The organism is Arthrobacter sp. 05T423, assembly GCF_056396245.1.
The window spans coordinates 20,292-44,684 of the sequence record NZ_JBFTLC010000031.1; the positions used below are offsets into that span (position 1 = coordinate 20,292).

Here is a 24,393-nt window from a genome sequence, read left to right on the forward strand (position 1 = left end):
TCAGTGCCAGCCCCTCTAACGGGGGTGTTAACAGTCAATAGGGCGAAATGTTGAAGCAGTGGCTCGTGCCGACGCCTTGCTGGTCGGAGACCACCTACTGGTGCTCCGCACATTCGCTGGCGCTAAGCATTGAATGTTCCTTTTGTGACCTGCGTGACTGTGCCCTCGGCCGGCCCGCGGTTTCTATAGTCTGCCCATCTTGGCGGGTCCGCGCTCACAAACAGGCCCTGCCGCGTGGTACCCATGAGGGGTCAGTTCTCTGGGCGCGTTTTCCGGTGTGCCCAGGCATGCCCCTCGTTGTCGCGTTCGACCTCGATATAAGCGAGTTGCTCCTGGGATGCTTTTTCCCCGTCATCGTTTCTGTGGATGATCGGCGTTTCCGCATCGGTTCTGTCCGCAGACCCAAAGACATTCATCGCGAGTCGCTGCGTCCATTGCATCAACCTGGTGAGGCGATCCGGATTCTCCATGTGAAGTGCTCTCCTCTCGTGGCTATCAGAGTTGTCTATGGAGCAGCCCGGCTCAATGGCCACAGGGCTGGAAGCGAAGCCATCTCTAACGTCGACGGCCTGTATCAGAGCTACCGATTCTCAGCGTTAGAGTGGTCTCGCCGGCTGCTCCCGGGGTCATAGGTACGTGCCAGCTGCGCCAGTGCCAGTGCGGCGACGAGGAGTCCGAAATCACGCAGGGCAACGTCGTAGAAACCTGAGTATGTCAACAGGTTGATGATGATGCCCGCCAGCCAGAGTGCCACCACGTACGCTGCGTAGCGCGGTTTGAGGGCAATCAGGATCCCGGCGACAATCTCCACGACGCCCACGATGAGCATTGCCGTGTGCGCGCTGAAAGGCAGCAAGCCGACGAGCCATGGAGCCAGGTAACCTTCCCAGTTCGTCAGGATGTTGGTGAACTTGTCCAGGCCGAAAACTATGGGCAGGACAACGAAACCGGTCAACAAGGTCAGAAAGGCGCCATAGGCAGGTTCTGTGCGTGCCCGGTGCAGGGTACGGCTGATCCAGCCTTCGGTGGGGGCGGGAATTGAGGTGGAAGCCACGATAGTCTCCTTTTATTTGATGTTGCTATTTGACTGAGCTGGGAGCGCGTCTTCCATGAACTGCCCCAGCATGATTCACCCGTTCCCGGCAGAGGGAACGATGCGCAAACGGCTCAAGCCCTGGCCCGTTTCATCCGAACCATCGCGACGGCCCGTGGTCGTGCCGTGGTTTTGTCCTTAATGGCGTTGGAGGCTGCGGCGCTCTAGTGGTGCGGTCTTGGATGAGTGCCATTGCTGCACTTTCTCGTGCGAGGCGCATGGCCGCGACGGCGGAGTCCTTGTCGCTGTATGTTCCGGACACGGCCAGTACTTTCCCGGCATGGGAGAGCAGCCTGAACTCAAAGGCTCCATGGCGGGGTTCCACCAGTTCGAATATTCCTGTCACGGCTCTGCATCCTCCTGGGGTTGGCATCGGCCACGTGAAGGACCTGGTGAGCCCAGGAGCCAGGGCCGGCTGAGTACCGGGGCTAGGGCCCCGTTGGTAATTGTTTGTTGGTGTCAGCTAGTGACGCCGTCAGGTCCTTCGGCGGGGTCCTGGGAATGGGAGCGGATCTCGGGATATTCCCGGGAGGTGTCCCCTTCGGCCGGTGCCTCGCTGTGGACCCGGATGTCGTCTGGTGCTGTCTCTGATGTGTCCAACGTTCATACCTTTCTGTGGCCGGCTCTGGCTGCGTTCCAGTGACATCCTGAGGCCGCAGTCGCATCAACCTGAAGGGGGCTCCATTGGCTTGGGCCGGACAACATGGACGGTGTAGCCGCTCCCCACAAGAAGATAGGTACCTGTCCCCATGAGGAGGAAACCGCCGACGCCGACGACGACAATTTGTGAGGCGACTCCCGCGATGAGCAACGCGACGCCAATCAGGAACGCCATGGCGCCGAAGTAGGAGCCTGCCCTGAACCTCTTCTCCAACGAACCGGATGAGAGTTCCTGGGCCAGGCGTGGATTGTCAGCAGCCAGGTCCAGTTCCAGTTCTTCGAGCGCTTTCCGCTCTCTGTCCGACAACGGCATCGGGAACCTCCTCTGGATACCTCTCCTCAACCTGTGGCGAGGCGTCGCAGCTCACAGTGGCTGCGGACTGCTTCTAAATTTAACATCCTTAATGTTAGTATTATCGACCTTAGGAGGGTTCCTGATGGAAGTCAAGGCACCCGTTCCAGAGGCTGTCCCGTGCTGTGAAGTGTTCCCCGTGCCGTAGGCAGTTTCTGCCGGTTGGCGTGGCCTCCAGCCATCCGCACCGTTTCGCGCACTGGGTGGTGAGCGGCTGGATATGCAGTGTTCCCTGCTACTTGGGACTTCGCCGGTAGTCCTGTCCTCAAAGCGGTCTGGCCTGTGCCCGGTCCTGATTCGTTCCCTACTGCGACGGTCCATGTCCGGCCACCGGCCGCGGGAGGTTCTCTTGAATCATTGCGCAGAGTACCGCTGCCTCACTGATGGCCGGTGTCTTGGTTGCCGTTAATAGTGTCAAGGGACCGTGATCGGCCAGGTTTCGGAGCCGGGTAAGGGCGGCTGCCGGGTCAGGTTCCTGGAGCTCTTTGCGATAGCGCCGGCTGAAATCCTCGAAGAGGGCCGGGTCGTGGCCATACCACTTGCGTAGCTCAGCTGACGGGGCTACCGCCTTGCACCATTCGTCGATGTGCGCCCTTTCCTTGCTGAGGCCACGCGGCCAGAGACGGTCCACGAGGATACGCATACCGTCCGTTTCCAGGGGTTCCTCATAGATTCGCCGTATTTTCACGTCGAGCCGGGTAGTCATGGGGGTGTCCCCTCTCTTGGTGGCTTAGTTGTGCTTGTCCGAATCACGTTCACCTTCTGCTGGAGAATCGCGGAGGGCAAGCGCTGCCTGGACGAGTGCGGCGTGAGTCAGGGCTTGGGGAAAATTGCCCAGCAGGACTCCGGTGGCCGGATCGATTTCTTCGCTGTAGAGCCCGAGCACGGTGGCTCTCTCGAGGAGCGCTGTGAAGAGTGCGGTGGCTTCGGTGCGCCTGCCGGTACGGGCGAGGGCCTGCACGAGCCAGAATGAGCAGGGCAGAAATGCGCCCTCCGTTCCGTCCAGTCCGTCCCGGCCGGGCGGGTAACGGTAGAGGAAGGGGAAGCCGGCGGACAGCTCGTCCCTTACGGCATCCACTGTTCCCTTGACGCGGGGCGACCTGGTGTCTTCGAGGCCGATGACGGGTAGAACAAGCAGCGCGGCGTCCAGGTCGGAGGATCCGTAGGCGCGGGTATAGCTGTTCCTGGCAGGGTCGAAGCCCTTGGCCCTGATCTCGGCGGCGATATCGTCCCTGGCCCTTTGCCACCGCTGTCGCCGCCGCGAACTGAGGTGGTGGGTGCGTCCGATGCGAAGTGCGCGGTCCAGGGCGAGCCAGCCCATCATTTTAGAGTGCACGTGCTGGGCGGCATCGGCGCGCAGCTCCCAGATTCCCGCATCGGGCTCCTGCCACCGCAGGGCCACCAAATCAGCGAAACCCCGCATGGCCCGCCACGTCTCTGAGTACAGCCGGTGCCCGCCCTGCACGAGTACCCACGCAGCGTCAAGGACCCATCCGTAGCCGTCAAGCTGGTGCTGCTCAGCGGCGCCGTTGCCGGTGCGCACCGGGGTGCTGCAGGCGTAGCCGGGCCAGCAGTGGAGGGTGCGTTCGGCAGGCACATGCCCTCCGGCAAGGGTCAGCAGCGCCGGCAGGCGGGGCCGTTGGAGCCGGCTCGCGTGCAGCAGCCAGCCGAGGAACTTCCGTGCTTCTACGGATTTGCCGACACCCAGGAAGGCGCCGACGCCGATGCTGGCGTCCCGCGGCCAGGCGTATCTGTAATCCCAGTTGCGTATGCCGCCCGGATACTCGGGCAGTGAGGTGGTAGGCGCGGCCACCGGCGCACCGGAGGGGGAATAGGTCAGCAGCCGGAGTGTCAGCAGGCTGCGCAGGACCGCTTCCCGGAAGGGAATTTCCTCATCAATGCCGTCCGTCCAATCCCGCCAGCGGGCCTCGTCATCCTCGACGAGATCCCAGGCGGATTCCGGATCGAGGTGAATGAGCGGTTCTCCGTAGGCCAGCGCCAGCACGAGAGTGACCGGCTGGCCCGGGCGGACTGTCAGGAAAGACTGGCGGCCCGGCTCCAGTTCCAGCTCCGGGCTGCAGCCAAGGGACATGGCCAGCGGACCCCATGCGCAGACCAGATCGCGCCCACGGCGCACGCGCGGACGACGATGCTGTTCACCCAGCCGCGGGTCAAAGTTGATGACAGCGGCCATGGGCGGTCCCTCCGCGGTGAGGCGCCTGATGAGAACCGATGTGGGCAGCAGCCGCCCGGCGACTTCAGCGACCATGGCTTCGGTGAGGATGAGTCGGCCTTCGCCCGATGACCATACTGTTTCCAACGTTGCGCTGTGGTGGCGGTACCGGCGGGAAACGATCCGTGCAGGCAGGACCGGGCCGGCCACGAAGCTCCCTGCCTCGGCACCACCCAGGAGCGCACCGAATACAGGCTCGCCATCGAACGCGGGGGCGCAGAGCCAGTCCACTGCACCATCGGCGGAGACCAGGGCTGCGGTGCGGGTGTCCCCGAGCAGCCCGTAGTCCGCGATGGGTGAGGGCTCCCGGGCGGGGGCTGCAGGGGGGATCCTTTCGCCCTTTTCGGCGTCGTACGTTCTCCGCGGTGTTCTCATGACGCCCTCAGGAGCAGCCCGAGAACTGTGCCGTAAACTACGTGGGCGACGATGGCGACAGCGGGTGTCTGAACGCCGTAGTTCAGGCCGAGCAGACCCGGTGGTTCAAGCGCGGCCCTGCTGGCCGGCCCCGCCCTCATAGAGGCCATGCGCGGGTGGACGCCAGGCAGCAGGGGCAGGATGACCGTCAGGGCGACGGCGACGTGGACCAGCCCCAGCAGCGCCCCCATCCACCACGTGGCCTGGCCCAGCAGGGCGAATGTAGCGGCGTATCCCAGGGCGAATGCCTGACCCGCGGCAAGGTGGACGAAGAATCCCGCGACGCGTGCCCGGTCCGGGTCCGGGGTCAACAGGGCGCCCAGCACCAACGGCAGGTCAAGACGCGTCCAGCCGGCCATTTGCGCGGCAATCATGACAGCCGTCAGTACGCTGGTGGCCAGCAGACCGAAGAGGGCCCAGCCCTGCCAGTCCATCCCGGCCGCCTCAGGGTGCTTCCGCCAGGGAGGATGAAAGCCGCCCCGACAGCTGCTTGCGAAGTGCTTCCCAGGAGGTCAACGGATCGTTCATGGTCATGATCCTTTGCTCGGAGTAGGTACTCCCGGCGCTGCCGGGTGTTCGGCAAGGTCGCCATGCTGCCGGGCCAGATAGCGGAGGAAGAGCATATCCCCGGAACGGAGCACGTGGTCAAGGTGCAGGTGGCACGGCCCGGGGTTCTGGGACGAACTCACCGCAATGCGCATCCCTGGCCCTCCCACAAGTACGGGACTGACCGAGAGGCAGAGTTCGTCAACACGGCTCGCCTGCTGGAACGTCCCAAACAGATGTGGCCCTCCCTCTGAGTGGAGCCGGGAAAATCCACGCAGCCCGAGTTCGTGGATCAGCATCTCCACGTCAAGGCTCCGCCGGCCGCAGACGAGCACCTCCGCCACCTTTTCCAGTTTCCTTTTCCGGGCGGGATCAGCCTCCGCGGTGGTGATAACCAGGGGCCGTTCGGCGGCGTCAGTGAAGAAGGGCATGCCCGGGTCAACACTGAGGCGTCCGGAGACCATGGCCAGTGCAGGCCGGACGCTCCCGCCGTGGCCCTGGCGCCACAGGCTGTCTTCCGGGCCGATGAGTTCCCCGGAATAGCCTTCGGCCCGGACCGTCCCTGCACCAATGAGGATGATGTCGGCGGCACGGCGCAAAAGCTTCATGATCCGTCGGTCCGCTGCGTCGCCCAGTTCCCCGGAGCGGCCGTTAAGCGTGGCGGCACCGTCCAGGCTGGAGACGAAGTTGAAACTGACCCGGGGGCCCGTTGCTGCCGGGTGTGCGTACCAGTCCACCAGCTGCTCGTCGGTGAGGCCAGTAACGTGCCTGGGCAGCAGACAATCAATCACAGCAGCCCTCCCAAGTGGTTGCGCACCGGTTCGCCCATCTTGTGGTGCCCCATGTTGTGCTGCAGTGCCACCGGGTCCCGCCAGCCCAGCACCGCCTCTGTCAGATGCAGGGCGTCAGCTGCGGCCGCAATGTTGTGCATGCGCAGGATACGCGCACCGTTCAGAAGGCAGATAACGGCCGCAGCGAGTGAACCTTCCACCCGCCCGTCCATTCCCTTGCCCAGCGTTTCACCGATGAAGTCCTTGTTGGAGACAGCTGCGAGGACGGGAAAGCCCAATGCCGCGATGCGCCCAAGGCGGCGGGTGAGTTCCAGCGAGTGAAGGGTGTTCTTGTTCAGGTCGTGCCCGGGATCGATGATGATCTGCTCTTCGGTGACACCGAGCCGGACCGCTTCATCAATTTTTCGGCACAGAAAGTCCCGGACCACCACGACTACGTCCTGGTCATTGGGCCGGGCCCAGGCACACGGAGGAGCCAGGCTGTGGGTGATGACCAGGTGCACCCCGGATTCTGCGACTGCCCCAGCCATGTCCGGGTTCCGGAGCCCGGAGGTGTCATTGATGGCATTGGCCCCGGCTTTGATGCTCAGTCGGGCAACTTCCGGGTTATCGGTATCTGTGGAGATGATGGTGTTGCTGCGTTGGCGCACCCCTGTTATGACGGGAATGACGCGGTCCGCTTCTTCGCCCGTGCTCAGGCGGGCCCCTGCTGCGAACGGCTGCCCGCCGACGTCAATCCAGTCCGCGCCTTCTGCCACTGCGGCCATGGACGCATCGATGGCCGCTTCGAGTCCGAACGTCCGTCCTGTGTCGTAGAACGAATCCGGGGTGCGGTTGATGATGGCCATCAGTGCTGCCTGGCGGCGGAAATCGATGATCCGGCTCCCGAATCGGTGCACGGGGTGCAGGAGCGCCGGCTCGTACGTGGTTGTCCCGGGCGATGCGGCTGCCCTCGCTCCTGGCGGTTCCCTTGTCTGCGGTGTTGCCTGTTTCATCACAGGCCGCCCAGTGGTGTGGCGGGGTCTGAAAGTTGCTGGGTCCGGACGGCGCGCGCGGTGGTGATCAGGAACTTAATGTCGTCCTGGACGTCCCAGACGTTGACGTTCATCCCGTCCACCACGGTGCCGCGAGTGGATGAGACGGGAGTGACCCAGAACGCGATGAATTTGCGTGAGGACGGGTCCCCGCGCAGGACCAGCGTGGCGTTGCGCGCCAGGGAGGCGTAGCCGGAGTATTCCATGCCCAGGTCAAACTGATCGGTGTAGAAATAGGGGATGTCATCCAGGACGGCGGCCTGCCCGAGCATGGCCTTGGCCGCGACCTTGCCGCTGTTGATGGCGTTGGCCCAGTGTTCGCTTCGCTGATGCCTGCCGGTGACGGGGTGGTAGGCGTTGGCCGCGTCGCCGGCCGCGAAAATGTTTGGATCGCTCGTTCGCATTGACCGGTCTGTGAGTATGCTGTTGTCAATGGTGAGCCCTGCCGCTTTGGCCAGAGCGGTGTTGGGGGTGACGCCGACGGCGGCCACGATCAGGTCAGCCGGAAGTTCCTGGACGGTGTCTGTGATGACGCTGGCTGCCCGGCCGCCGGTTTCGGTGATTTCGGCGACTGTGGTTTCGGTGTGGAAAGACACTCCAGCTTCTTCGTGCCGCTGCATGAAGACGGCTCCGAGTTCCGGTCCGATGGCAGCTTCGAGCGGGACCTTCTCGCGCCCCAGGACCGTAACCTCGGCCCCGAGAGTCCTGGCGGTGGCGGCGACTTCCATGCCGATCCAGCCCGAGCCGACCAGAACGACGCGGCGGGCGCGGTGATCTCCGGATTGGCTCAGGGATGCCCGCAGCCGCTTGCTGTCCTCAAGGGTGCGCAGGTATGCCACGCCCGGCAAGGTGGCGCCGGGGACGGGAAGGGTCCGGGGCGCGGCGCCGGTCGTCAGCAGCAGCCGCTCACACTCCAGTACGCCGCCTCCTGCCAGAGGCACCAGGCCAAATTCCGGATCGATGGCTTCCACGCTTTCACCCAGCACCACTTTTATTTGCTTGTTCGCATAGTCGGCAGGTGTGTATGGCAGCAGAGACTGCTCGTCCTCCCGCCCGGCCAGGAAGTCCTTGGACAGAGGCGGACGGACGTACGGGTAGTGCTTTTCCGCACCCACCAGCGTGATGGTGCCCTCGAACCCTTCAGCCCGCAGGGTCTGTGCGGCAGTCGCCCCGGCAAGGCCGGCTCCGACGATAACGACCTTCATCCTGACCATCTCCTCCCATATCCGGATCCAAAACTTTGCCCGGGAAAATGGACCATCACTTAAAGAAAAAGCGGTCCTGCAGAGGCCCCGGGATATTGAGCTCCCCACGGAAAGCCGACGTCGTCGTCAGCGTGCCGCTAGCCTCCACGCCCCGCAGCGACATGCACAGGTGTTCAGCTTCCAGAACCACGCCGGCACCCCGGGCGTCCAGTGTTTCCATCAGCCAGTCCGCCACCTGCACCGTCAGACGTTCCTGAACCTGAAGGTCCCTGGCGAACAACTCCAGCCCTCGGGCAAGCTTGGAGAGCCCGATCAGCCTTCCCCCGGGAAGGTAGCCGATATGGGCCACGCCGCGGAACGGCAGCAGATGGTGCTGGCAGAGCGAATGGAAGGGGATGCCTTTCAGGATCACCAGATCTGTGTACCCGTCCGCATTCGGAAACGTCGTCCACACAGCAGGCCGGGCAGTGAGCATCTCCTCAAAGGCTTTTGCCACGCGGCGGGGAGTTTCCGCCAGATGCGGATCCGGGATGTCACGGCCCAGGGCACCTAGCAAAGCGGCAACGGCTGCCCGGGCACCCTCCACGTCGATCCCGGCCCTGCCCTCCTGTGCAAGGTCAAGCCCGGAAAGCCCGTCAATGGAGTCTGCGTACTGGCTCTGCCCGTCCTGATACTGAGGGGATAACATGATACCCCTTCTAAACTTGGGTCTACTGAATTTAGAACGTATAATTGGGTCCGTCAAGTCCTCTTAGGGGTGGTTGAATTTCCTTATGAATGCTTCGTCGATTTCATCTCAAGACCCCGACGTCGCGGCGTTGGCCGATCCGGTACGGCGCTCTCTTTACCGGGCGCTCATCCGCAGCCCGGGTCCACTCTCCCGGGATCAGCTGGTCAGGATGCTGAACTTCGCTCCGAGCACCGTGGCTTTCCATCTCGAGAAGATGGTCCGTGAGGGCCTGCTGGAAACGGAAAGCAGAAAGCTGGGCGCGCGCAGGGGCCCGGGATCCGGACGGCCGACGAAGCTGTACAAAACCGTAGTTGACGAGGTCAGCGTTTCCTTTCCCTCCCGTGAATACGAACTCGCGGCCCGCCTGCTCGCTTCTGCGATAGAAACGTCCATGGTGACCGGCGAACCTGTCGAGGAAGCCCTTCGCACGATTGCGTACCACGAAGGCCAAAGATTGGGGCTGCTCGCAGGAAGCACGGAGAAGGCGCTGGCCGACAACGGGTTCGAACCAGAGGCCGACGCGCACGGACTGGTTCTGGGCAATTGCCCGTTCCACCGCCTCGCCAAGGACCACACCCGGCTCGTCTGCGGTCTCAATACCTCGCTCCTCCAGGGAACGCTGGACGCCTGCAACGACACGCAGCACCGAGTCGAGGCCGCGCCGGAGAGTGCACCCTGCTGCGCCCGGTTGACCACCGGGACGGAGGAAGCGGCACTGCAGGGGAAAGCCCAGGGGGGCGGGCGGACTAATCCGTGACGAGTGCCGTAGCTGGCAGGTGCGTCCGGGAAGGCTGGCCATATAGCGTCGGCAGGTTAATAATGACGGGATGGGGTATTCAGCAAGGGTCGCGTCCTCGGTCCTGTTCGTGGCCGAACTGGACAGGTCTGTAACGTTCTACCGTGACGTGTTCGGCTGTGAAGTATCGCTGCTCTCCGAGGGGGATGCAGCTCTTCTTCTGGCCCCCGGCGGCTTCCAGCTGTATCTCATCGAGCGGGGCCCCAGGGCCGAGCGTCACCCAGGGGGGCTGGGCTTTCACGTGCTGATGTGGGCCACGGACAGCGTCGAGGGACTGGAATATTTTCAGCAGGCTCTGAAGGAGACCGGGCGATACACGGACACCCACACAGCCGGTGGAGTCACTTTTGTCGAAGGCCTTGACCCCGATGGCCTCCGGGTCATCGTCGCCCACCCGGACCCCTCAGAAAGGCCGCGTTCGGTCTTCGCCAGCCGCTTGTACACCTGAGTTTCTTCAAGCTCGCACAGGGGGGGCAAGCCGCCGTGCCCTGAGGATGGGATGCCGGCAGTTCAGTCAGAGTCCGCTGCCAGCTGCCGGCGCAGCCGCTCGGGGTAGTCGTCGTAGCTCGCGATGACATCGGCCAGATCGAGCATGGGCGGGAAATCGATGACCGGTTGATGGGCGGCCAGAAACACCGCCGTCTCCCTGATCACCTGTTCCTCGTCGGCGCCCTCCAGCTCAAGCTGTTCAAGCACGCCAGGATCGACTCTGAACCTGGACACGACCACTTCCCCGTCCGCCTGCGCACGCACCAGATACTCGTGCTCGAGTAACGCCTCAACCTCAAACTGAGCTTCCATGTCAGAAGCGTACGCCAAGACGGCTTATGGCGGGCCAGGCCTGGGCCGGGTTCAAGCGCCCGTTAGCTCCTGACTGACGGAGGTTAGTCCGCGGACATCGCGGCCAGGCGGTGGTAGTCGCGCGGGATAACCAGCATGGGAACGGGCAGTGCGCGCAGGACCTTATAAGCCGTGCTGCCGATGAACAGCTTGTTTTTCTCAGCCAGACGGGAGGATCCCACGACCAGTATCTCCCCGTCATCCCATTCCAGGTCATCGATGCACTCCTCGATACTTCGGCCTTGAGCCACCTCAACGGTGACCTTGTGTCCCTTCGCCAGCCGGCGTGAGGCTTCGGCCAGTACGGTGTTGGCATGGATGTGCGCGGCGTTCACTACGTCGCCGCTGTCCCCTTCCGCATCCAGCTCAACGAGCGAAACCAGGCGCAGCGGAAGACTGCACCGGTTGGCGAAATCAACGGCGGAGTCGATGGCGGCATCCGCACCGGCCCGCCGCCCCACGGCAAGGGTTAGCCGGCTCACAGCCTCCGCACGGCGGTACCCCCGGGGCGCCAGCGCAACCGGGACCGGCGAGGAATGCAGCAGTGCGTTGGCCACGCTGCCCACCGTGTGACGCTTGAACAACCCATTGTTGGCCGCGCCCACCACAATCATTTCCGCTCCAACGGCGGCGTCGATCAGGCCAGCGGCGAATGAATCGGCGTTGCGCGCGTGGAACTCGACGCTGATGTCTTCGGGGGCCAGACTGAGCCCTTGGCGCTGCGCGGTCAGGACGGCTTGCTCTTCCGGGCTGACCTGCCCGCCGCCGGGATTCCCCGCAACGTGCGGTGCGCCCTGGTCCACCACATAGATCAGGTCAAGACGTGCGCCCTCGGCCCGGGCCATCGCCAAAGCCAAAGCAACGGCGTCGGCGCTGCGTTCTTTTAGCGTGTAGCCAACTACGTATCGCATCCCTGAACCCCTTTGGGTCTGGGCAGAATCCAGCTTCGTACCCGCGTTCCGGGCGGCGTCGGCCGGTCTGCATTCCTGAAGTGGGTTGCTGACTCCAGTCCGAAGGGACAAGAGTCAACGGTGGCCGGGAGGGAGTGGAGGAAGAACTTACAAGTGGATCCATCCCCTCCGACGAGCCTTGACGCAAGCAAGCCTCCATTCTAAGTCCGGCGTATCTAATTTTAGAAGGGCCATCATGCTATCCCATGCCAGACCGAACAGAAAGAATCCAAAGTTCGGGGTGACGATGACTTTGACGCTCAATCTCCTGCAGGAACAGGTCGGGCGCCCGGTTGCCAGATACCCGTTCGAGGGCGTTGATCGGCCGGATCCCGGTCCATGAATGACCTCCTAGTGATTCCGGGACCGGACGATTACCTTCCGGATTTCATCTACCCAGAGCACGGAGGACCCCACGAGCAGAGCCAGTCCCCATTGAGTGGAGCTGAGCGCGGTGGTGCCGAAGAATCGCTGGAACACATCGAGGGTAACGACCAGGAACTGTAGGACCACTACAGCCAGCAAGGCCACCCAGATACTCCCGTTGGTGAAGGTTTGCAGTGCGAACACGGAACCGGATTCCGATCGTACGGTGAGCAGGTTGAAGACCTGGAAAAAGACAAAGGTGGTGAAGGCAAGAGTGGTCCCCACCAGCGGATCGGTGGGACTTTCCGGGAACAGGACGGGCGCCAGCACGAGGACCGCAGTGGTTCCGGCTGCCATCACCACACCGAGTCCCAGGATCCGAAGCAGCCGGTTGGGAGGCAGCAGCGGCTCGTTGGCTGGACGGGGCTTTTGTGTCATGATGTCCGGTTCCGGCGGATCCACACCGAGGGCAAGTGCGGGCGGCCCGTCCATAATGATGTGCACCCAGAGGATTTGCAACGCGCTGAAGGGCGCCCCGCCCGAGAGGCCGAGCACCACGGCAATGAGGAAGATAAGAACGAAACCCCACGCCGTAGTGAGTTGGAATTTCACAAACTTGATGATGTTCGCATAGATCCCCCTGCCCTCCCGGACAGCGGAAACAACCGTGGCGAAGTTGTCGTCCGTCAGGATCATTTTCGCCGCACCCTTGGACACATCCGTGCCCGTAATGCCCATGGCAATGCCAATATCCGCCTGCTTCAGCGCCGGCGCGTCGTTCACGCCGTCGCCCGTCATGGCCACGATATTGCCGTCCTTCTGCAGAGCCTTGACCACACGGATCTTGTGCTCGGGGGCCACGCGTGCCAACACGCCGAATCCTGCGGCCCGCCGGTTGAGCTGAACGTCGTCCAGATCATCGAGGGCTGCACCCGAAGCGGCCTCGCCCGGGATACCCACTGCCTCGCGATGGAAGAGGCCGTGACCAGATGATCGCCAGTGATCATGTGCACGGTGATCCCGGCGGCCCGGGCTGTAGGGATGGCCTCTGCCGCTTCCGCGCGGGGCGGATCAACAATTCCGACTATCGCGTAGATGGTCAGATGGTCAGCAGCGGCACGCAGTTCGTCGCCGTCTGAGGGCAACTAGCCGGCGACCGGCGATCATCAGCGTACGCAGGCCCTCGGCCGCCATCGCCCGGATGTCCTCATGGACCGACGTCCGGCCTTCGTCGGTCAGCGGCAGAATCCCGTCGGATGCGAGGATCGAATCCGACCGTTCCAGGAGCACTCCCGGCGCGCCCTTGGCAAAACAACGGAACCTGGCCGGCGTGCTGTCCCCCTTGGTGAAGTTCTGTTCGTGAAAGGTGGCCATGAACTTATAAGCGGAATCAAAAGGCACTTCCGCCACCCGGGGGTGGTTGCCGCGGACGCCATCAACGTCGATCCCGCCCTTCTCGGCCAGCGCCAGGAGGGCGCCCTCGGTGGGATCACCGACCAGCGTGCCATCGCGGATCCAGGCATCATTGCACAGAGTCATGGAAACCAGAGCGTCGGACATGGCCGGCAGTTTCTCGCCGTCGCCACTGAGGATCTTTCCCTCCGCCGTGTACCCCTGGCCGGTAATGCGGACCGAACGCCCCATCATGTACAGGCGCCGTGCCGTCATCTCGTTCAAGGTCAGTGTGCCGGTCTTGTCGGTGGCAATATGCGTCGTGCTACCAGGGTTTCGACGGCGGATAGCTGTTTGATGATCGCGCCGCGGCGCGCCATTCGCGAGGCGCCCATGGAGAGAGTGAAGGCGACGACCGCCGTCAGGCCTTCCGGGATGGTGGCCACTGCAAGCGAAACTGCAGTGATGAGCAACTCAGACCAGGGCTGCCCGCGGACAAGTCCCAGGGCAAAGACGACGACGACTACCACCAATGCAACGACGGTCAACAGTTGGGCCAGCTGCCCGATCCGCCTTTGCAATGGCGTCCTTTCATCGCCTGCGCCCTCCAGCAGTGTCGCTATATTGCCGATCCGGGTATACATACCGGTGCCAGTGACCACCATGACGGCCCGTCCCCGGCTTACGTCCGTGCTCATGAAAAGCATGTTCGTTCGGTCACCGAGCGGCAGATCCGGATCTTCCAGGGTATTGCCGGTTTTCTCCACTGGCTGCGATTCACCGGTCAGGGCTGCCTCAATGACCTCCAGGCGAGCCGCCTCGAGGAGACGTCCATCCGCCGGAACCGTGTCGCCGGCTTCCAGCAGCACGATGTCACCCGGAACCAGCTCTTCATTGGAAATCTCATCTTGTCCGTCCCTGCGGACCCGTGAAGTATCCACGTACATGGTCCGCAGAGCGGCCAGACTGCTCTCGGCCCGGCTCTCCTGCGCATAGTTTCAGGATTGTATTCAGCACGATCACCGCCAGGATCACAACCGGGGTTTCCCATTCCCGGGAGACGACCGCACTGACAAGAGCGGCGATGATGAGCACCACGCTCATCTTGTCCGCGAACAGCCTCCGAACCTTTTTCCAAACCGGCACCCTAGCCTCGTCCGCGAGCACGTTCGCACCGAATTTCTCCTCCCGGGCACTCACGCTTTCGGCGGCGAGTCCCACGGAAGGGTCCACATCCAAGGCGGCCACGACCTCGGACGGTGAGCAATTATGCCAATCATTCTCGGAAGTGCCCGAACGCATCACTAATTGTCCTTCCACCGAATTTTCAGCATAGTTGCGCTTGAGCTCAAGCTATAGGCCAGGCATCTGTTGGCCGCGAAAGCACCGGCTGCCGGGTCTCACGGCATCCGTCGTGAGCTTTGACCACGAGCGGGGGGAGTGGAGGGGTGAGAGGGGCCTCCGGCGGTCCTCCTGCGGCCCGCGCCTGGTTCCTCCTGCGAGGCTGCAAGAAGTGCTCAAAGGCAGCTATCAAGCAGGGCGTCGCCACGATCACGGATACGGACGGCACATTTATTTTCCTCGCAACCCATACCGAGGTCAAGCCGCCGTCCTGAGCTGGCCGGCGGTCGCTGCTGCGCTCCAGGACATGGCCGACAAGAAGATGACCAAGGCTGCGGGGGAGCACTGTGTCTGCTGGGTGCTGGCGCGGTACGACTGGGCCGCGGCGGCTCACCCGGGACGGCTGGAGCGGACGGACCCCGACTGGGCCAGCCCTGACCAGCCTGCGTCATCCAGCTGAATCTGCTGTTCACAAGCCGGTCGTCCGACGGACCTTGGAGCACTGATCAGAGCCCCTCTGCGCCCTCAGCTCGCATTGAGATTATTGATAGTTGAATCTCACTTGGGGGAGTGGCAAAACGTAGCCCTCCATTCCAGCACTGCACTGTCCAGCACAACACTCCGGAGGGCTGGCCAAGGCCCGCCGCGATGCAGGAGGCCGGGCATGAGGTTGCCCTCCGGAGGTCAGGTTGCTTGCTGCAGTGAAACGAAGCCCCTGCGCCAGCTCAACGACCTCAACGCAGGGGCTCCTGGACGCCGCAGCGCTTGGGGAAAGCCGAGTTCCTGCAGAACAAGTTACAGCGGGCGTCGGGCAGGTACGACTCATTAGCCCTAATCGGATCATTCTTGAGCGAATCTTGATGGATTGGCGCTCCGTTCACGCCCCCTGCTCATATCCAACGAGCCAGTGAAGTCCGTGACGATCGATAACTTGGCCGTCTGACGCGCCCCAGGGCTTCGGCGCGAGGGGATCGACCACCGATCCACCAACAGAGAGTTTGTCGAACCATTCATGGAGAACTGCCGGTTCAGCGGTCCCCAGCAACGAGAGCATATGGCCTTCAACCCGGACCGGTTTCTCGCCGGCTGCTGCATCGGCTCCGGCCAAAGCAACTTCGCCGTGGAGCTCACCGTGGGCTATTGCGCATGGGGCGCCGTCGCGCCTGCCAAAGTCCTCGTACGTGTGCAAAGAAAGCTCACCGCCGAAAACGTCACTGTAAAAAGTGAGCGCTCGAGCCGTTCCCGGAGAAATGACATAGGGCTGCAGGATCGTCATGCGCTCACTCTGTAAGCCGACTTCCTGGATCTGCTCCAGCGCTCCGGGTCGTATCAACAAGAGATCGGTCAACGAACCGACAGGGGCGCGTCGCCACTGGAGCTAATCGCTCCGCCTTGTGCCGGCCCGAGGCTAGGACATTGCCTCTGGCCGGCACATAGCGAATTATGTTTTGTGGCGGTGTTCTGCCTCGCTGGGGAGGGTCCTTCTAGCCTTCATCGGGGCGCCGTCGGGGGGCTGGCTCCAAGGTCTCAGGAATTTCAGGAGCCGGCCCCTCCTCGGTAGTTTTGCGCTGCTTTCTGTCCGCGTTATTGGGCAGGCTATCCTCATGCTCTAACTATCGAATGCATGCGCTTCGACTTCTGAACCGATCCCGTCCGGGGCCGGTCGGGCTCGAATATCTACCCAACGGGCACCTTGTCTCGGCCCAGCGACAGCAAATTGCCCCACAAGCAGTACTGCCAATTTGACCTGATGCTTGTCCGAGGCATGGTGTGTCTCGTCGCGAGGTTCTGGTTGCTGCGACGTACTGGGCAGAGGCAGAGGCAGAGGGTGAGTCGGTGGCGTGGCGTTCGATCGTGACAGGTGAGTAGCCGAGGGTCTCGGCGATGATGGCTACGGGTGCGAGTTTGGTGAGTTCGTAGAGGGTTCCGAGTCGTGCTGCCCGGGTGCTGAACATCCTGGTGAGACGGGTTGTGAGGTGTCCGGGGTGGATGTGCCGGCCTGGTGAGGCTCCGCGGAATACCCAATTGGTGTTGGGGTGCGAGGCGGTACGGGTCCCTGGACGCATAGATGAACCGCATGGCCTCGATCACTGGTTCCAGTAGAGCGGGGGCAGTGCTGCCCGGGGTGCTACCTGCTTGAGGACCATAGGCCGCGCCTTGCACGGGTGGTCGCGGTGCCAGTGCGTCAGGGCGCATAGCTCGTCCAGGATGGTCTTCTTGGCGGCCGCTCTGCGCGGGCGTACCGGGGGCGGTGGTCTTCGTGACGGCTCTTGCGGTGGCTCATCGAAACCTCCATTGCTCGCTTCTGGTCCGGCGGGTGCCGTCCCGGCAGACGCGACGCTACGCGGACATTATCAACTGACTCTTCGATAGCAGCTACCCGGGCATCTTTGATGAGCCACGCTCACTGTGTTGTGCTCTGGCCGGCGGGCCTATCATTGGAGGCCCAGGCGCCCCCTGGTGAACCGGCATGGAGGCTCGCCTCAGTGTAAGGGTGCAGAGCGCCAGACACGCCAGCCGGTACCCATCCTCAGAGTTAGGGCAGAGGAAATGGCCACTTATGAATACTCATCCCCAGCCGCCACGGCAGCCCCGAGCGTGGTCCCGAAGCGCAAAGGCAGCGCCGTCGTCAACTGGATCACGTCGACCGACCACAAGACCATCGGGTACATGTACCTGATCGCGTCGTTTGTTTTCTTCTGCCTCGGTGGCGTGATGGCGTTGCTGATCCGCGCCGAACTGTTCGAACCCGGCATGCAGATCCTGCAGACCAAGGAGCAGTACAACCAGCTGTTCACGATGCACGGCACCGTGATGCTGTTGATGTTCGCGACGCCGCTGTTCGCCGGATTTGCGAACGTCGTCATGCCCCTGCAGATCGGCGCACCCGACGTCGCCTTCCCCCGGCTGAACGCGCTGGCCTTTGCTTCGTGTGCGCGACAACGACGCGCACACACTGTATGCACTTGGTCTTGCCCATGCCTTGTTGGAATCGCACCTCGAAGCGGACGCTGCCATTGTCCTGCCGGCCATCATGCTCCACGACGTCGGGTGGTCCGAGGTGCCGCCGGATGAGGTTCTGCAGGCCATTGCTCCAAGGGGCGGAAGGCCGGACCTGGTCCTTCTTCATGAAAAGGAGGGCGCGAGGCTGGCTGCCAAGATCTTGGCCCAGACCTCTTATGACGCCTCGAAGGTGCCGGAGATTCTTGGCATCATCGACGGTCACGACTCCCGGCGTACCGCGCTCTCTATCGAGGACGCGATCGTGAAGGACTCCGATAAGACCTGGAGGTTTCAGCCCGCACGGCCTCGACACCGTGATGGACTGGTTCGGACTTGACCGGGACCAGGCCCTCCGGCTGTGCAGCCAACGAGTCCACGGCCACCTCTTCACTCAGGAAGCGAAAGTGATGGCCAGCGCGCTGTCCGCACTGGAGTCCGTCACGCTGTGGCCTCAACGACGGGCGCTCCTGAGCGCCGACTAGACTCTGACCAGACTGCGGGGAGGCGGTCTGAAATGGACACGTACCGGAGAAGGAGTCGCGATGGCTGGCGGCAGCCGCGAACCAGGGCGGACCGTGACATCCAAGGTTCTGGCCATCCTGGAGGCATTCGAGAAATCGCGCGGGGCCCTGAGCCTGACCGATATCGCAGCGAAGTCCGGCCTGCCCTTGAGCACGACACACAGGCTGGTCAATGAACTGACGGATTGGGGCTTCCTTTCCCGCGAGCCAAACGGACGCTACCAGCCGGGCATCCGGCTCTGGGAGCTTGCGCAGAACACCGGGCGGCAGTTGCGCGACGCAGCCCGCCCCTATGTACAGGATCTGTTCTCCCTCACAGGGGAAACCGCACACCTTGCCGTTCGGGCGGGCCATGAGGTGCTCTATATCGACCGCGTCTACAGCTCCAAGAGAGTCCCGCGCGCTTCCCGTGTCGGTGGCCGGCTCCCGATGCACGCGACCGCTGTCGGAAAGGTCATTCTCGCCTTTGACGAGGATTGGGTCCGCGACGCTTACCTGAACCTGCAGCTGGAGCGGCACACCGCCCACACTCATGTTGACCCCAAGCGCCTGGCCGAGGAACTCGTCCAAATTCGTGAGCAGGGATTCGCCACTACCTTGGAGGAGGTGCGGCTGGGATCCTGCTCCATCGCCGTCCCGGTGTTCCACACCGGAAGGATCGGGGCCTCGATCGGACTGGTGCTGCCCACCAACCAGGCCGCCACGATGACCCGCCACCTGCCGGTGCTGAAGGGAATTTCAGCCCAGATCGAGCGCGCCACCGCCCGGATCCCGCTGGAGACTCTGCTCGGCAGTCAGAACGCACCCAAGGACTGACCGGAAAGCTTCTGGGTGGAAACCAGCAAAGACCACACTGGTTTCCACCCAGTGGAAGTATTCCCTGTCACGCGGGGGTGATGGGGGACACACTGGTGAGTAGAAATCGCCGGCGTGCCTGACGCTGCCGGCGGCCCCAAACCACCAGGAGTCCAGATGTCATCGTCGACAGAAACGGCCGGCCGCTGTCCCCTCGGCTACAGCGCCGAGGCCCCCGCCGGGCATCACGGCTACGAGCCGTTCCAGATGAAGGATCCCTTCCCGGCCTATGCCGAACTCCGGGCGGAACAGCCCGTCATGTTCGATGAGCGCGTCGGCCTCTACGTTGTCTCCCGCTATGACGACGTCAAGGCTGTCTTCGAGGACTGGGAGACGTTCTCGAGCGAAAACGCCCAGGCGCCGGTCCGGGAACGGGGCCCCGCTGCGAAAAAAATCATGGAAGACGGCGGGTTTACCGCCTATTCAGGCCTTTCGGCCCGGCGCCCGCCGGAGCACACCCGGATCCGCGCGGTAGTTCAGAAAGCGTTCACCCCCCGACGCTACAAGGCACTGGAACCCTTCATCCGGCAGAACGTCGTCACCTTGATCGAACAGATGCTCGCCCGGCCGGAACGCCGCGGTGACCTCGTGAAAGACCTCGCCTACGACGTCCCTACCATCACCATCCTGACCCTGATCGGTGCCGACGTCTCGCAGGTGGACACCTTCAAGCGCTGGAGTGATTCCCGGGCGGCCATGACCTGGGGCGACCTGAGCGATGAGGAGCAGATCCCGCACGCCCACAACCTGGTGGAGTACTGGCAGGAATGCCTGCGCCTGGTCAAGGTGGCGCACGAGCAGGGCGGGGACAACAACCTCAGCGCAGACCTCGTCAAAGCTCAGCAGGGTGGCGCCGGGATTTCCGACCATGAGATCGCCTCCGTGCTTTACAGCCTGCTCTTCGCCGGCCACGAAACCACCACCACCCTGATATCCAACGCCCTGCGCGAACTCCTCGCCCGCCCCGGGCAGTGGCGGCAGCTGGTTGAGGAGCCCAAGAAAATCCCCGGGGCTATTGACGAAGTCCTGCGCTACGCCGGCTCAATCGTCGGCTGGCGCCGCAAAGCACTGAAAGACACCACGTTAGACGGAGTACAGATCCCCGAAGGCGCCCAGCTGCTGCTCCTGATGGGCTCCGCCAACCGCGACGAGAGCAAATTCGAAGCTGGCAAGGACTTCGACATCACCCGCCCCAACGCCCCCGAGCACCTCTCTTTCGGTTTCGGCATCCACTACTGCCTGGGCAACATGCTCGCCAAACTCCAAGCCAAAATCGCGCTCGAGGAAGTGGCACGGCTCGCCCCGGAGCTGCAGCTGGAGAATCCGGAATCCATCGACTTCCGCGAAAACCTCTCCTTCCGCGTCCCCGAAACCGTCCCCGTCACCTGGAAGGCCTAAACCATGGAAAGCAACGACTACATCCAGTTTTTCGACGGCGGGATCGAGCCGAAACTGGAATACCTCGGCGGCAAGGGCGCATCCCTGGTCACCATGACCTCTGCAGGCATGCCCGTCCCGCCCGGCTTTGTGGTCACCACCGCCCAGTTCGATGCCTTCATGGACGAAGCCGGCATCACAGCAAAAATCAACCAGCTGCTCGCCGGCCTGGAGCCGGAGGACACCTCCCAGGTAGACATGCTCTCCGCCGCCATCCGCGAGGACATCTGCTCCCGCCCGGTGCCCCAGGCCCTGCGCGAACAGACCATCACCGCCTACGAGTCGCTAATGTCCCGATTCGACGCCCCCGTCCCGGTGGCCGTCCGCTCCAGCGCCACGGCGGAAGACCTGCCGGACGCTTCCTTCGCCGGACAGCAGGACACCTACCTCTGGCTCGACGGCGTCAAGGCTGTCACTGAGCACATCCGGCAGTGCTGGGCCTCCCTCTACACTTCGCGCGCCATTATTTACCGGGTGAAGAACAGCATCCCCAACGAGGGCCTCTCCATGGCCGTCGTGGTGCAGAAGATGGTCAACTCCCGCGTTTCCGGCGTCGCCATCACCATGGATCCCACCAACGGTGACCGCTCCAAAATCACCATCGACTCCTCCTACGGTGTGGGCGAAATGGTCGTCTCGGGCCAGGTCACCCCGGACAACATGGTCTTGGACAAGGTCACGCTCGCCGTCGTGAACGAACACCTCGGCGACAAGCACGTCGAACTGGTTCCCGATATCGGCGCCAGGCGCCTCATTGAACGCCAGGTCGACGCCGACCGCCGCAGCCGCCGCAGCCTCACCGACGCGGAACTCACCTCGGTGGCCCAGATGGCCAAGCGGGCCGAGAAGCACTACAAGTGCCCGCAGGACATCGAATGGGCCCTGGATGCGGACCTGCCCGACGGCGAAAACCTCCTGCTGCTGCAGAGCCGCCCGGAGACCGTGCACTCCTCCAAACCGGCCGCACAGCCCACCGCCACCGCAGGCGGCTACTTCGGCGGCATCTCCAACCCCACCCCGGCGGCAGGCGGCTTCAGCCTCGGCAGCATCACCGCCTCCCTGCTCAAGCCCTCCGTTTAAGCACACCAACGCTCCACCGAAGCTCCCAAGCTCCCAAGCTCCCAAGCTCCCAAGCAAACCTCCACACACCAGGCTCAACGCCGAGCCCCATTGAAAGGACCGCCATGTCCCTCAAGTCCTTCCCCAAACCCTCCGAGCTTCCGGTTCCCGCCGGAGCCGAGGGATGGGAAAAGATCTACCCCTACTATCTGGTATTCCAGGACAAGCTCAAGGAGCAGGAAGACGCCAAGTTCTGGTTCTGCGACAGCCAGCACTGGCCCACGGTTTTCAAGCCTTTTGAAACCATAGGCGGCGAATTCGCGGTCAAATGCCTCGGCCAGTACAACGCCCGGCATCTGATGATCCCCAACGCCAACGGCATCGAGTTCCGCATCCACCTTGGCTACCTCTACATGTCGCCCATCCCCGTGCCCGAGAACCAGATCGCCGCCCGCGTGCCCTTGTTTGAGCAGCGGGTGGGCCACTACTTCCAGAACTGGGAGCAGCTGCTCAAGGACTGGCACATCAAGGTCAAGGGCACCATCGCGGAGATGGAAACCATCTCCTTCCCCAAGCTCCCGGACCTCGTCCCCATGGAGGACATCGTCGCGGGCAAGGGCAAAGACGGCTCGGAGAAGCTGCTGGAAAGCTACGACCGCCTCATCCAGCTCGCCTACCAGAACTGGCAGTACCACTTCGAGTTCCTGAACCTCGGCTACATCGCCTACCTGGACTTCTTCAACTTCTGCAAGCAGGTTTTCCCCAACGTCCCGGACCAGTCGATCGCCACCATGGTGCAGGGCGTCGACATGGAACTGTTCCGCCCGGACGACGAGCTCAAGCAGCTGGCCAAGCTCGCCGTGGAACTCGGGCTTCAGGCCCACTTCGGAAACACCGACGACGTCGACGCCACCCTGGCTGCCATCGCCTCAGCCCCCGGCGGGGAAAAGTGGATGGCCCAGTACGAGGGGGCCAAGGACCCGTGGTTCAACTTCACCGTAGGCAACGGCTTCTACGGCCACGACAAGTACTGGAATGAGCACCAGGAAATCCCGCTGGGCTACATCGCGGACTACATCCGCCGCCTGGACGAAGGCCAGGAAATCATGCGGCCTGTTGAAGCCCTCATCGCCGAACGCGACCGCATCATCGAGGAATACCGCGACCTGCTGGAAGGCGAAAACCAGGCGATCTTCGACGCCAAGCGCGGGCTTGCCGCCACCGCCTACCCGTACGTGGAGAACCACAACTTCTACATCGAGCACTGGACCATGGGTGTCTTCTGGCGCAAGATCCGCGAGCTGTCCCGCATGATGCAGGCGGAAGGCTTCTGGACCGAGCCGGACGACCTGCTGTACCTGGGCCGCAACGAGGTCCGCGACGCCCTCTTTGACCTGGTCACCGGCTGGGGCGTGGGCGCCAAGCCCATCGGCCCGGACTTTTGGCCTGAGGAGATCGAGCGCCGCCGCGGCATCGTGGACGCCCTCAAGACGGCCCGCCCCGCCCCGGCACTGAACACCCCGCCGGAATCCATCACCGAACCTTTCACCCGGATGCTTTGGGGCATCACCACCGAGCAGGTCCAGCAATGGCTGGGTGCCGGCGAAGCGGTTGAAGGCGGAGGCTTGCGCGGCATGGCAGCGTCACCCGGCGTCGTCGAAGGCCTGGCCCGCGTGGTCCACGATGCTGACCAGCTCTCCGAGGTCCGGCAGGGCGAGATCCTGGTCGCAACCGTCACCGCACCGTCCTGGGGGCCGATCTTTGGAAAGATCAAGGCCACGGTCACCGACATCGGCGGCATGATGAGCCATGCCGCGATTGTGTGCCGCGAGTACGGGCTTCCGGCCGTCACCGGCACCGGATCCGCCTCCACCACCATCAAAACCGGCCAGCGGTTGCGCGTGGACGGGACCAAGGGCACGGTAGAGATCCTTGACGCCGAGGACGAGTTGCTGGTCACCGGCCCCGGCGCCCACAGCCACAGCCATGTCTGAGGTGACTGTGCCCGCAACCGGGCGAGAAGCGGGCAAAACCGTCCTCATCACCGGTGCCGCCGGCGGGCTGGGCAGGGCGTTTGCGCTCGGCTTTGCCGGCCGGGGATACCGGGTGGCAGTGGCGGACATCAATCTCGAGGGCGCTGAACAGACCGCGAAACTCGTCCGCGAAAGCGGCGCCGACGCCGCTGCCTTCTCCGCGGACGTTACCAGTCTCGACTCCACCGAGAACCTGGCGAAAAGCTGCGGGGAGTTCGGGAACGGGAGCATCGACGTCGTGCTTAACAACGCCGCGGTGTATGCGGGGGTGACACGCAGCCGGTTTGAGGACATCGATCCGGCGGAATGGGACCTGGTGATGAACGTGAACCTCAAGGGCCCTTGGCTGGTGACCCGCGCCGCGAGTCCATATCTGCCGGAGGGCGGACGTGTCATCAACCTCTCCAGCGCCACTATTTTCAGCGGATCCGAGCAGTGGCTGCACTACGTCGCGTCCAAGGGTGGCGTGGTGGCCCTGACCCGGGTCATGGCCAAGGAACTGGGCCGGCGGGGGATCACGGTCAACGCGATCGCCCCCGGTTTCACGCTCACGGAGGCCAGCTACGGGCTGATGGAAAACGCTGAGAACTACGGCGTGGACCGCGGTGCGATCAAACGTGCCAGCCAGCCCGAGGACATCGTGGGTGCCGCGCTGTTTCTCGCCGGACCCGACAGCTCGTATTACACCGGCCAGACCATGGTGGTCGACGGCGGCCGGCAGTTCATCTAGCCTCCGCCCCAC

General features: G+C 63.4%; 29 protein-coding genes and 1 pseudogene. 11 read left to right on the forward strand and 19 right to left on the reverse strand.

Annotation, left to right across the window (positions count from 1 at the left end):
- Window positions 1-251: 251 nt before the first annotated feature.
- The 12 genes from AC1DFE_RS19015 to folE form a co-directional block, all read right to left on the reverse strand.
- The gene (locus AC1DFE_RS19015; protein ID WP_476907423.1) at window positions 252-470 is read right to left on the reverse strand and encodes a hypothetical protein; all 219 of its coding nucleotides are present in this window, start codon (window positions 468-470) and stop codon (window positions 252-254) included.
- A 110-nt stretch (window positions 471-580) separates the two neighbouring features.
- Window positions 581-1,054 (reverse strand): hypothetical protein, encoded by a 474-nt coding sequence (locus AC1DFE_RS19020; protein WP_476907424.1) that lies wholly within the window; start codon window positions 1,052-1,054, stop codon window positions 581-583.
- Window positions 1,055-1,184: 130 nt separating this feature from the next.
- Window positions 1,185-1,466, reverse strand: coding sequence for a YegP family protein (locus AC1DFE_RS19025; RefSeq protein WP_476907425.1), 282 nt, complete (start codon window positions 1,464-1,466; stop codon window positions 1,185-1,187).
- 86 nt (window positions 1,467-1,552) lie between these two features.
- Window positions 1,553-1,693, reverse strand: coding sequence for a hypothetical protein (locus tag AC1DFE_RS19030; protein ID WP_476907426.1), 141 nt, complete (start codon window positions 1,691-1,693; stop codon window positions 1,553-1,555).
- 64 nt (window positions 1,694-1,757) lie between these two features.
- A complete protein-coding gene (locus tag AC1DFE_RS19035; RefSeq protein WP_476907427.1) occupies window positions 1,758-2,066 on the reverse strand; it encodes a DUF3040 domain-containing protein in 309 nt (102 codons plus the stop codon).
- A 343-nt stretch (window positions 2,067-2,409) separates the two neighbouring features.
- The gene (locus AC1DFE_RS19040; protein ID WP_476907428.1) at window positions 2,410-2,811 is read right to left on the reverse strand and encodes a DUF488 domain-containing protein; all 402 of its coding nucleotides are present in this window, start codon (window positions 2,809-2,811) and stop codon (window positions 2,410-2,412) included.
- A 24-nt stretch (window positions 2,812-2,835) separates the two neighbouring features.
- Window positions 2,836-4,713 (reverse strand): glycoside hydrolase family 15 protein, encoded by a 1,878-nt coding sequence (locus AC1DFE_RS19045; protein ID WP_476907429.1) that lies wholly within the window; start codon window positions 4,711-4,713, stop codon window positions 2,836-2,838.
- Window positions 4,710-5,186 carry a hypothetical protein gene (locus tag AC1DFE_RS19050; RefSeq protein WP_476907430.1) on the reverse strand — a complete coding sequence of 159 codons (477 nt, stop codon included), beginning with the start codon at window positions 5,184-5,186 and terminating at the stop codon, window positions 4,710-4,712. Before AC1DFE_RS19050 ends, AC1DFE_RS19045 begins: the two co-directional genes overlap by 4 nt.
- A gap of 96 nt (window positions 5,187-5,282) precedes the next feature.
- Window positions 5,283-6,089, reverse strand: coding sequence for a pyrimidine reductase family protein (locus tag AC1DFE_RS19055; RefSeq protein WP_476907431.1), 807 nt, complete (start codon window positions 6,087-6,089; stop codon window positions 5,283-5,285).
- Window positions 6,086-7,084: a dihydropteroate synthase gene (gene folP / locus AC1DFE_RS19060; RefSeq protein ID WP_476907432.1), complete on the reverse strand. Its 999-nt coding sequence runs from the start codon at window positions 7,082-7,084 to the stop codon at window positions 6,086-6,088. Before folP ends, AC1DFE_RS19055 begins: the two co-directional genes overlap by 4 nt.
- Window positions 7,084-8,337 carry an NAD(P)/FAD-dependent oxidoreductase gene (locus AC1DFE_RS19065; RefSeq protein WP_476907433.1) on the reverse strand — a complete coding sequence of 418 codons (1,254 nt, stop codon included), beginning with the start codon at window positions 8,335-8,337 and terminating at the stop codon, window positions 7,084-7,086. The genes folP and AC1DFE_RS19065 overlap by 1 nt, the downstream gene beginning before the upstream one ends.
- Before the next feature lie 46 nt (window positions 8,338-8,383).
- Complete coding sequence (gene folE / locus AC1DFE_RS19070; RefSeq protein ID WP_476907434.1) at window positions 8,384-9,016, reverse strand: GTP cyclohydrolase I; 633 nt, start codon at window positions 9,014-9,016, stop codon at window positions 8,384-8,386.
- 85 nt (window positions 9,017-9,101) lie between these two features.
- Here folE and AC1DFE_RS19075 point away from each other — a divergent pair, with 85 nt between their 5' ends.
- Together AC1DFE_RS19075 and AC1DFE_RS19080 are read left to right on the forward strand one after the other, a co-directional pair.
- Window positions 9,102-9,815: a helix-turn-helix transcriptional regulator gene (locus tag AC1DFE_RS19075; RefSeq protein ID WP_476907435.1), complete on the forward strand. Its 714-nt coding sequence runs from the start codon at window positions 9,102-9,104 to the stop codon at window positions 9,813-9,815.
- A 70-nt stretch (window positions 9,816-9,885) separates the two neighbouring features.
- Window positions 9,886-10,302, forward strand: coding sequence for a VOC family protein (locus AC1DFE_RS19080; protein WP_476907436.1), 417 nt, complete (start codon window positions 9,886-9,888; stop codon window positions 10,300-10,302).
- A gap of 62 nt (window positions 10,303-10,364) precedes the next feature.
- Here the strand turns inward: AC1DFE_RS19080 and AC1DFE_RS19085 are convergent, their stop codons facing one another.
- From AC1DFE_RS19085 to AC1DFE_RS19110, 6 genes are all read right to left on the reverse strand, one after another.
- Window positions 10,365-10,655 (reverse strand): hypothetical protein, encoded by a 291-nt coding sequence (locus AC1DFE_RS19085; RefSeq protein WP_476907437.1) that lies wholly within the window; start codon window positions 10,653-10,655, stop codon window positions 10,365-10,367.
- Window positions 10,656-10,738: 83 nt separating this feature from the next.
- Window positions 10,739-11,605 (reverse strand): universal stress protein, encoded by an 867-nt coding sequence (locus AC1DFE_RS19090; protein ID WP_476907438.1) that lies wholly within the window; start codon window positions 11,603-11,605, stop codon window positions 10,739-10,741.
- A 390-nt stretch (window positions 11,606-11,995) separates the two neighbouring features.
- Window positions 11,996-12,970 (reverse strand): HAD-IC family P-type ATPase, encoded by a 975-nt coding sequence (locus AC1DFE_RS19095; protein ID WP_476907439.1) that lies wholly within the window; start codon window positions 12,968-12,970, stop codon window positions 11,996-11,998.
- A gap of 147 nt (window positions 12,971-13,117) precedes the next feature.
- Complete coding sequence (locus AC1DFE_RS19100; protein ID WP_476907440.1) at window positions 13,118-13,678, reverse strand: hypothetical protein; 561 nt, start codon at window positions 13,676-13,678, stop codon at window positions 13,118-13,120.
- A gap of 11 nt (window positions 13,679-13,689) precedes the next feature.
- Complete coding sequence (locus tag AC1DFE_RS19105) at window positions 13,690-14,349, reverse strand: P-type ATPase actuator domain-containing protein (protein WP_476907441.1); 660 nt, start codon at window positions 14,347-14,349, stop codon at window positions 13,690-13,692.
- On the reverse strand, window positions 14,306-14,704 hold the full coding sequence (locus AC1DFE_RS19110; RefSeq protein WP_476907442.1) for a cation-transporting P-type ATPase: 399 nt from the start codon (window positions 14,702-14,704) through the stop codon (window positions 14,306-14,308). The genes AC1DFE_RS19105 and AC1DFE_RS19110 overlap by 44 nt, the downstream gene beginning before the upstream one ends.
- Window positions 14,705-15,050: 346 nt before the next feature.
- Between AC1DFE_RS19110 and AC1DFE_RS19115 the strand changes: the two genes are divergently transcribed.
- Window positions 15,051-15,203: a hypothetical protein gene (locus AC1DFE_RS19115; RefSeq protein ID WP_476907443.1), complete on the forward strand. Its 153-nt coding sequence runs from the start codon at window positions 15,051-15,053 to the stop codon at window positions 15,201-15,203.
- A gap of 417 nt (window positions 15,204-15,620) precedes the next feature.
- Here the strand turns inward: AC1DFE_RS19115 and AC1DFE_RS19120 are convergent, their stop codons facing one another.
- Entirely contained in the window at window positions 15,621-16,019 is a 399-nt protein-coding gene (locus AC1DFE_RS19120) for a VOC family protein (RefSeq protein WP_476907444.1), read from the reverse strand.
- Between the two features lie 1,274 nt (window positions 16,020-17,293).
- Here AC1DFE_RS19120 and AC1DFE_RS19125 point away from each other — a divergent pair.
- The 8 genes and pseudogenes from AC1DFE_RS19125 to AC1DFE_RS19160 form a co-directional block, all read left to right on the forward strand.
- Window positions 17,294-17,668, forward strand: a pseudogene (locus tag AC1DFE_RS19125) (cbb3-type cytochrome c oxidase subunit I); the annotation flags it as partial.
- Window positions 17,669-17,675: 7 nt separating this feature from the next.
- Window positions 17,676-18,083, forward strand: a complete 408-nt coding sequence (locus AC1DFE_RS19130) for an HD domain-containing protein (RefSeq protein WP_476907445.1) — start codon at window positions 17,676-17,678, stop codon at window positions 18,081-18,083.
- Window positions 18,064-18,228 (forward strand): hypothetical protein, encoded by a 165-nt coding sequence (locus tag AC1DFE_RS19135; RefSeq protein ID WP_476907467.1) that lies wholly within the window; start codon window positions 18,064-18,066, stop codon window positions 18,226-18,228. The genes AC1DFE_RS19130 and AC1DFE_RS19135 overlap by 20 nt, the downstream gene beginning before the upstream one ends.
- A gap of 60 nt (window positions 18,229-18,288) precedes the next feature.
- Window positions 18,289-19,083 (forward strand): IclR family transcriptional regulator, encoded by a 795-nt coding sequence (locus tag AC1DFE_RS19140; RefSeq protein WP_476907446.1) that lies wholly within the window; start codon window positions 18,289-18,291, stop codon window positions 19,081-19,083.
- 156 nt (window positions 19,084-19,239) lie between these two features.
- Window positions 19,240-20,520 (forward strand): cytochrome P450, encoded by a 1,281-nt coding sequence (locus AC1DFE_RS19145; protein WP_476907447.1) that lies wholly within the window; start codon window positions 19,240-19,242, stop codon window positions 20,518-20,520.
- Between the two features lie 3 nt (window positions 20,521-20,523).
- Window positions 20,524-21,639 carry a PEP/pyruvate-binding domain-containing protein gene (locus tag AC1DFE_RS19150; protein ID WP_476907448.1) on the forward strand — a complete coding sequence of 372 codons (1,116 nt, stop codon included), beginning with the start codon at window positions 20,524-20,526 and terminating at the stop codon, window positions 21,637-21,639.
- A gap of 104 nt (window positions 21,640-21,743) precedes the next feature.
- Complete coding sequence (locus AC1DFE_RS19155) at window positions 21,744-23,612, forward strand: PEP-utilizing enzyme (RefSeq protein ID WP_476907449.1); 1,869 nt, start codon at window positions 21,744-21,746, stop codon at window positions 23,610-23,612.
- On the forward strand, window positions 23,605-24,381 hold the full coding sequence (locus tag AC1DFE_RS19160) for an SDR family NAD(P)-dependent oxidoreductase (RefSeq protein ID WP_476907450.1): 777 nt from the start codon (window positions 23,605-23,607) through the stop codon (window positions 24,379-24,381). Before AC1DFE_RS19155 ends, AC1DFE_RS19160 begins: the two co-directional genes overlap by 8 nt.
- Window positions 24,382-24,393: the final 12 nt, after the last annotated feature.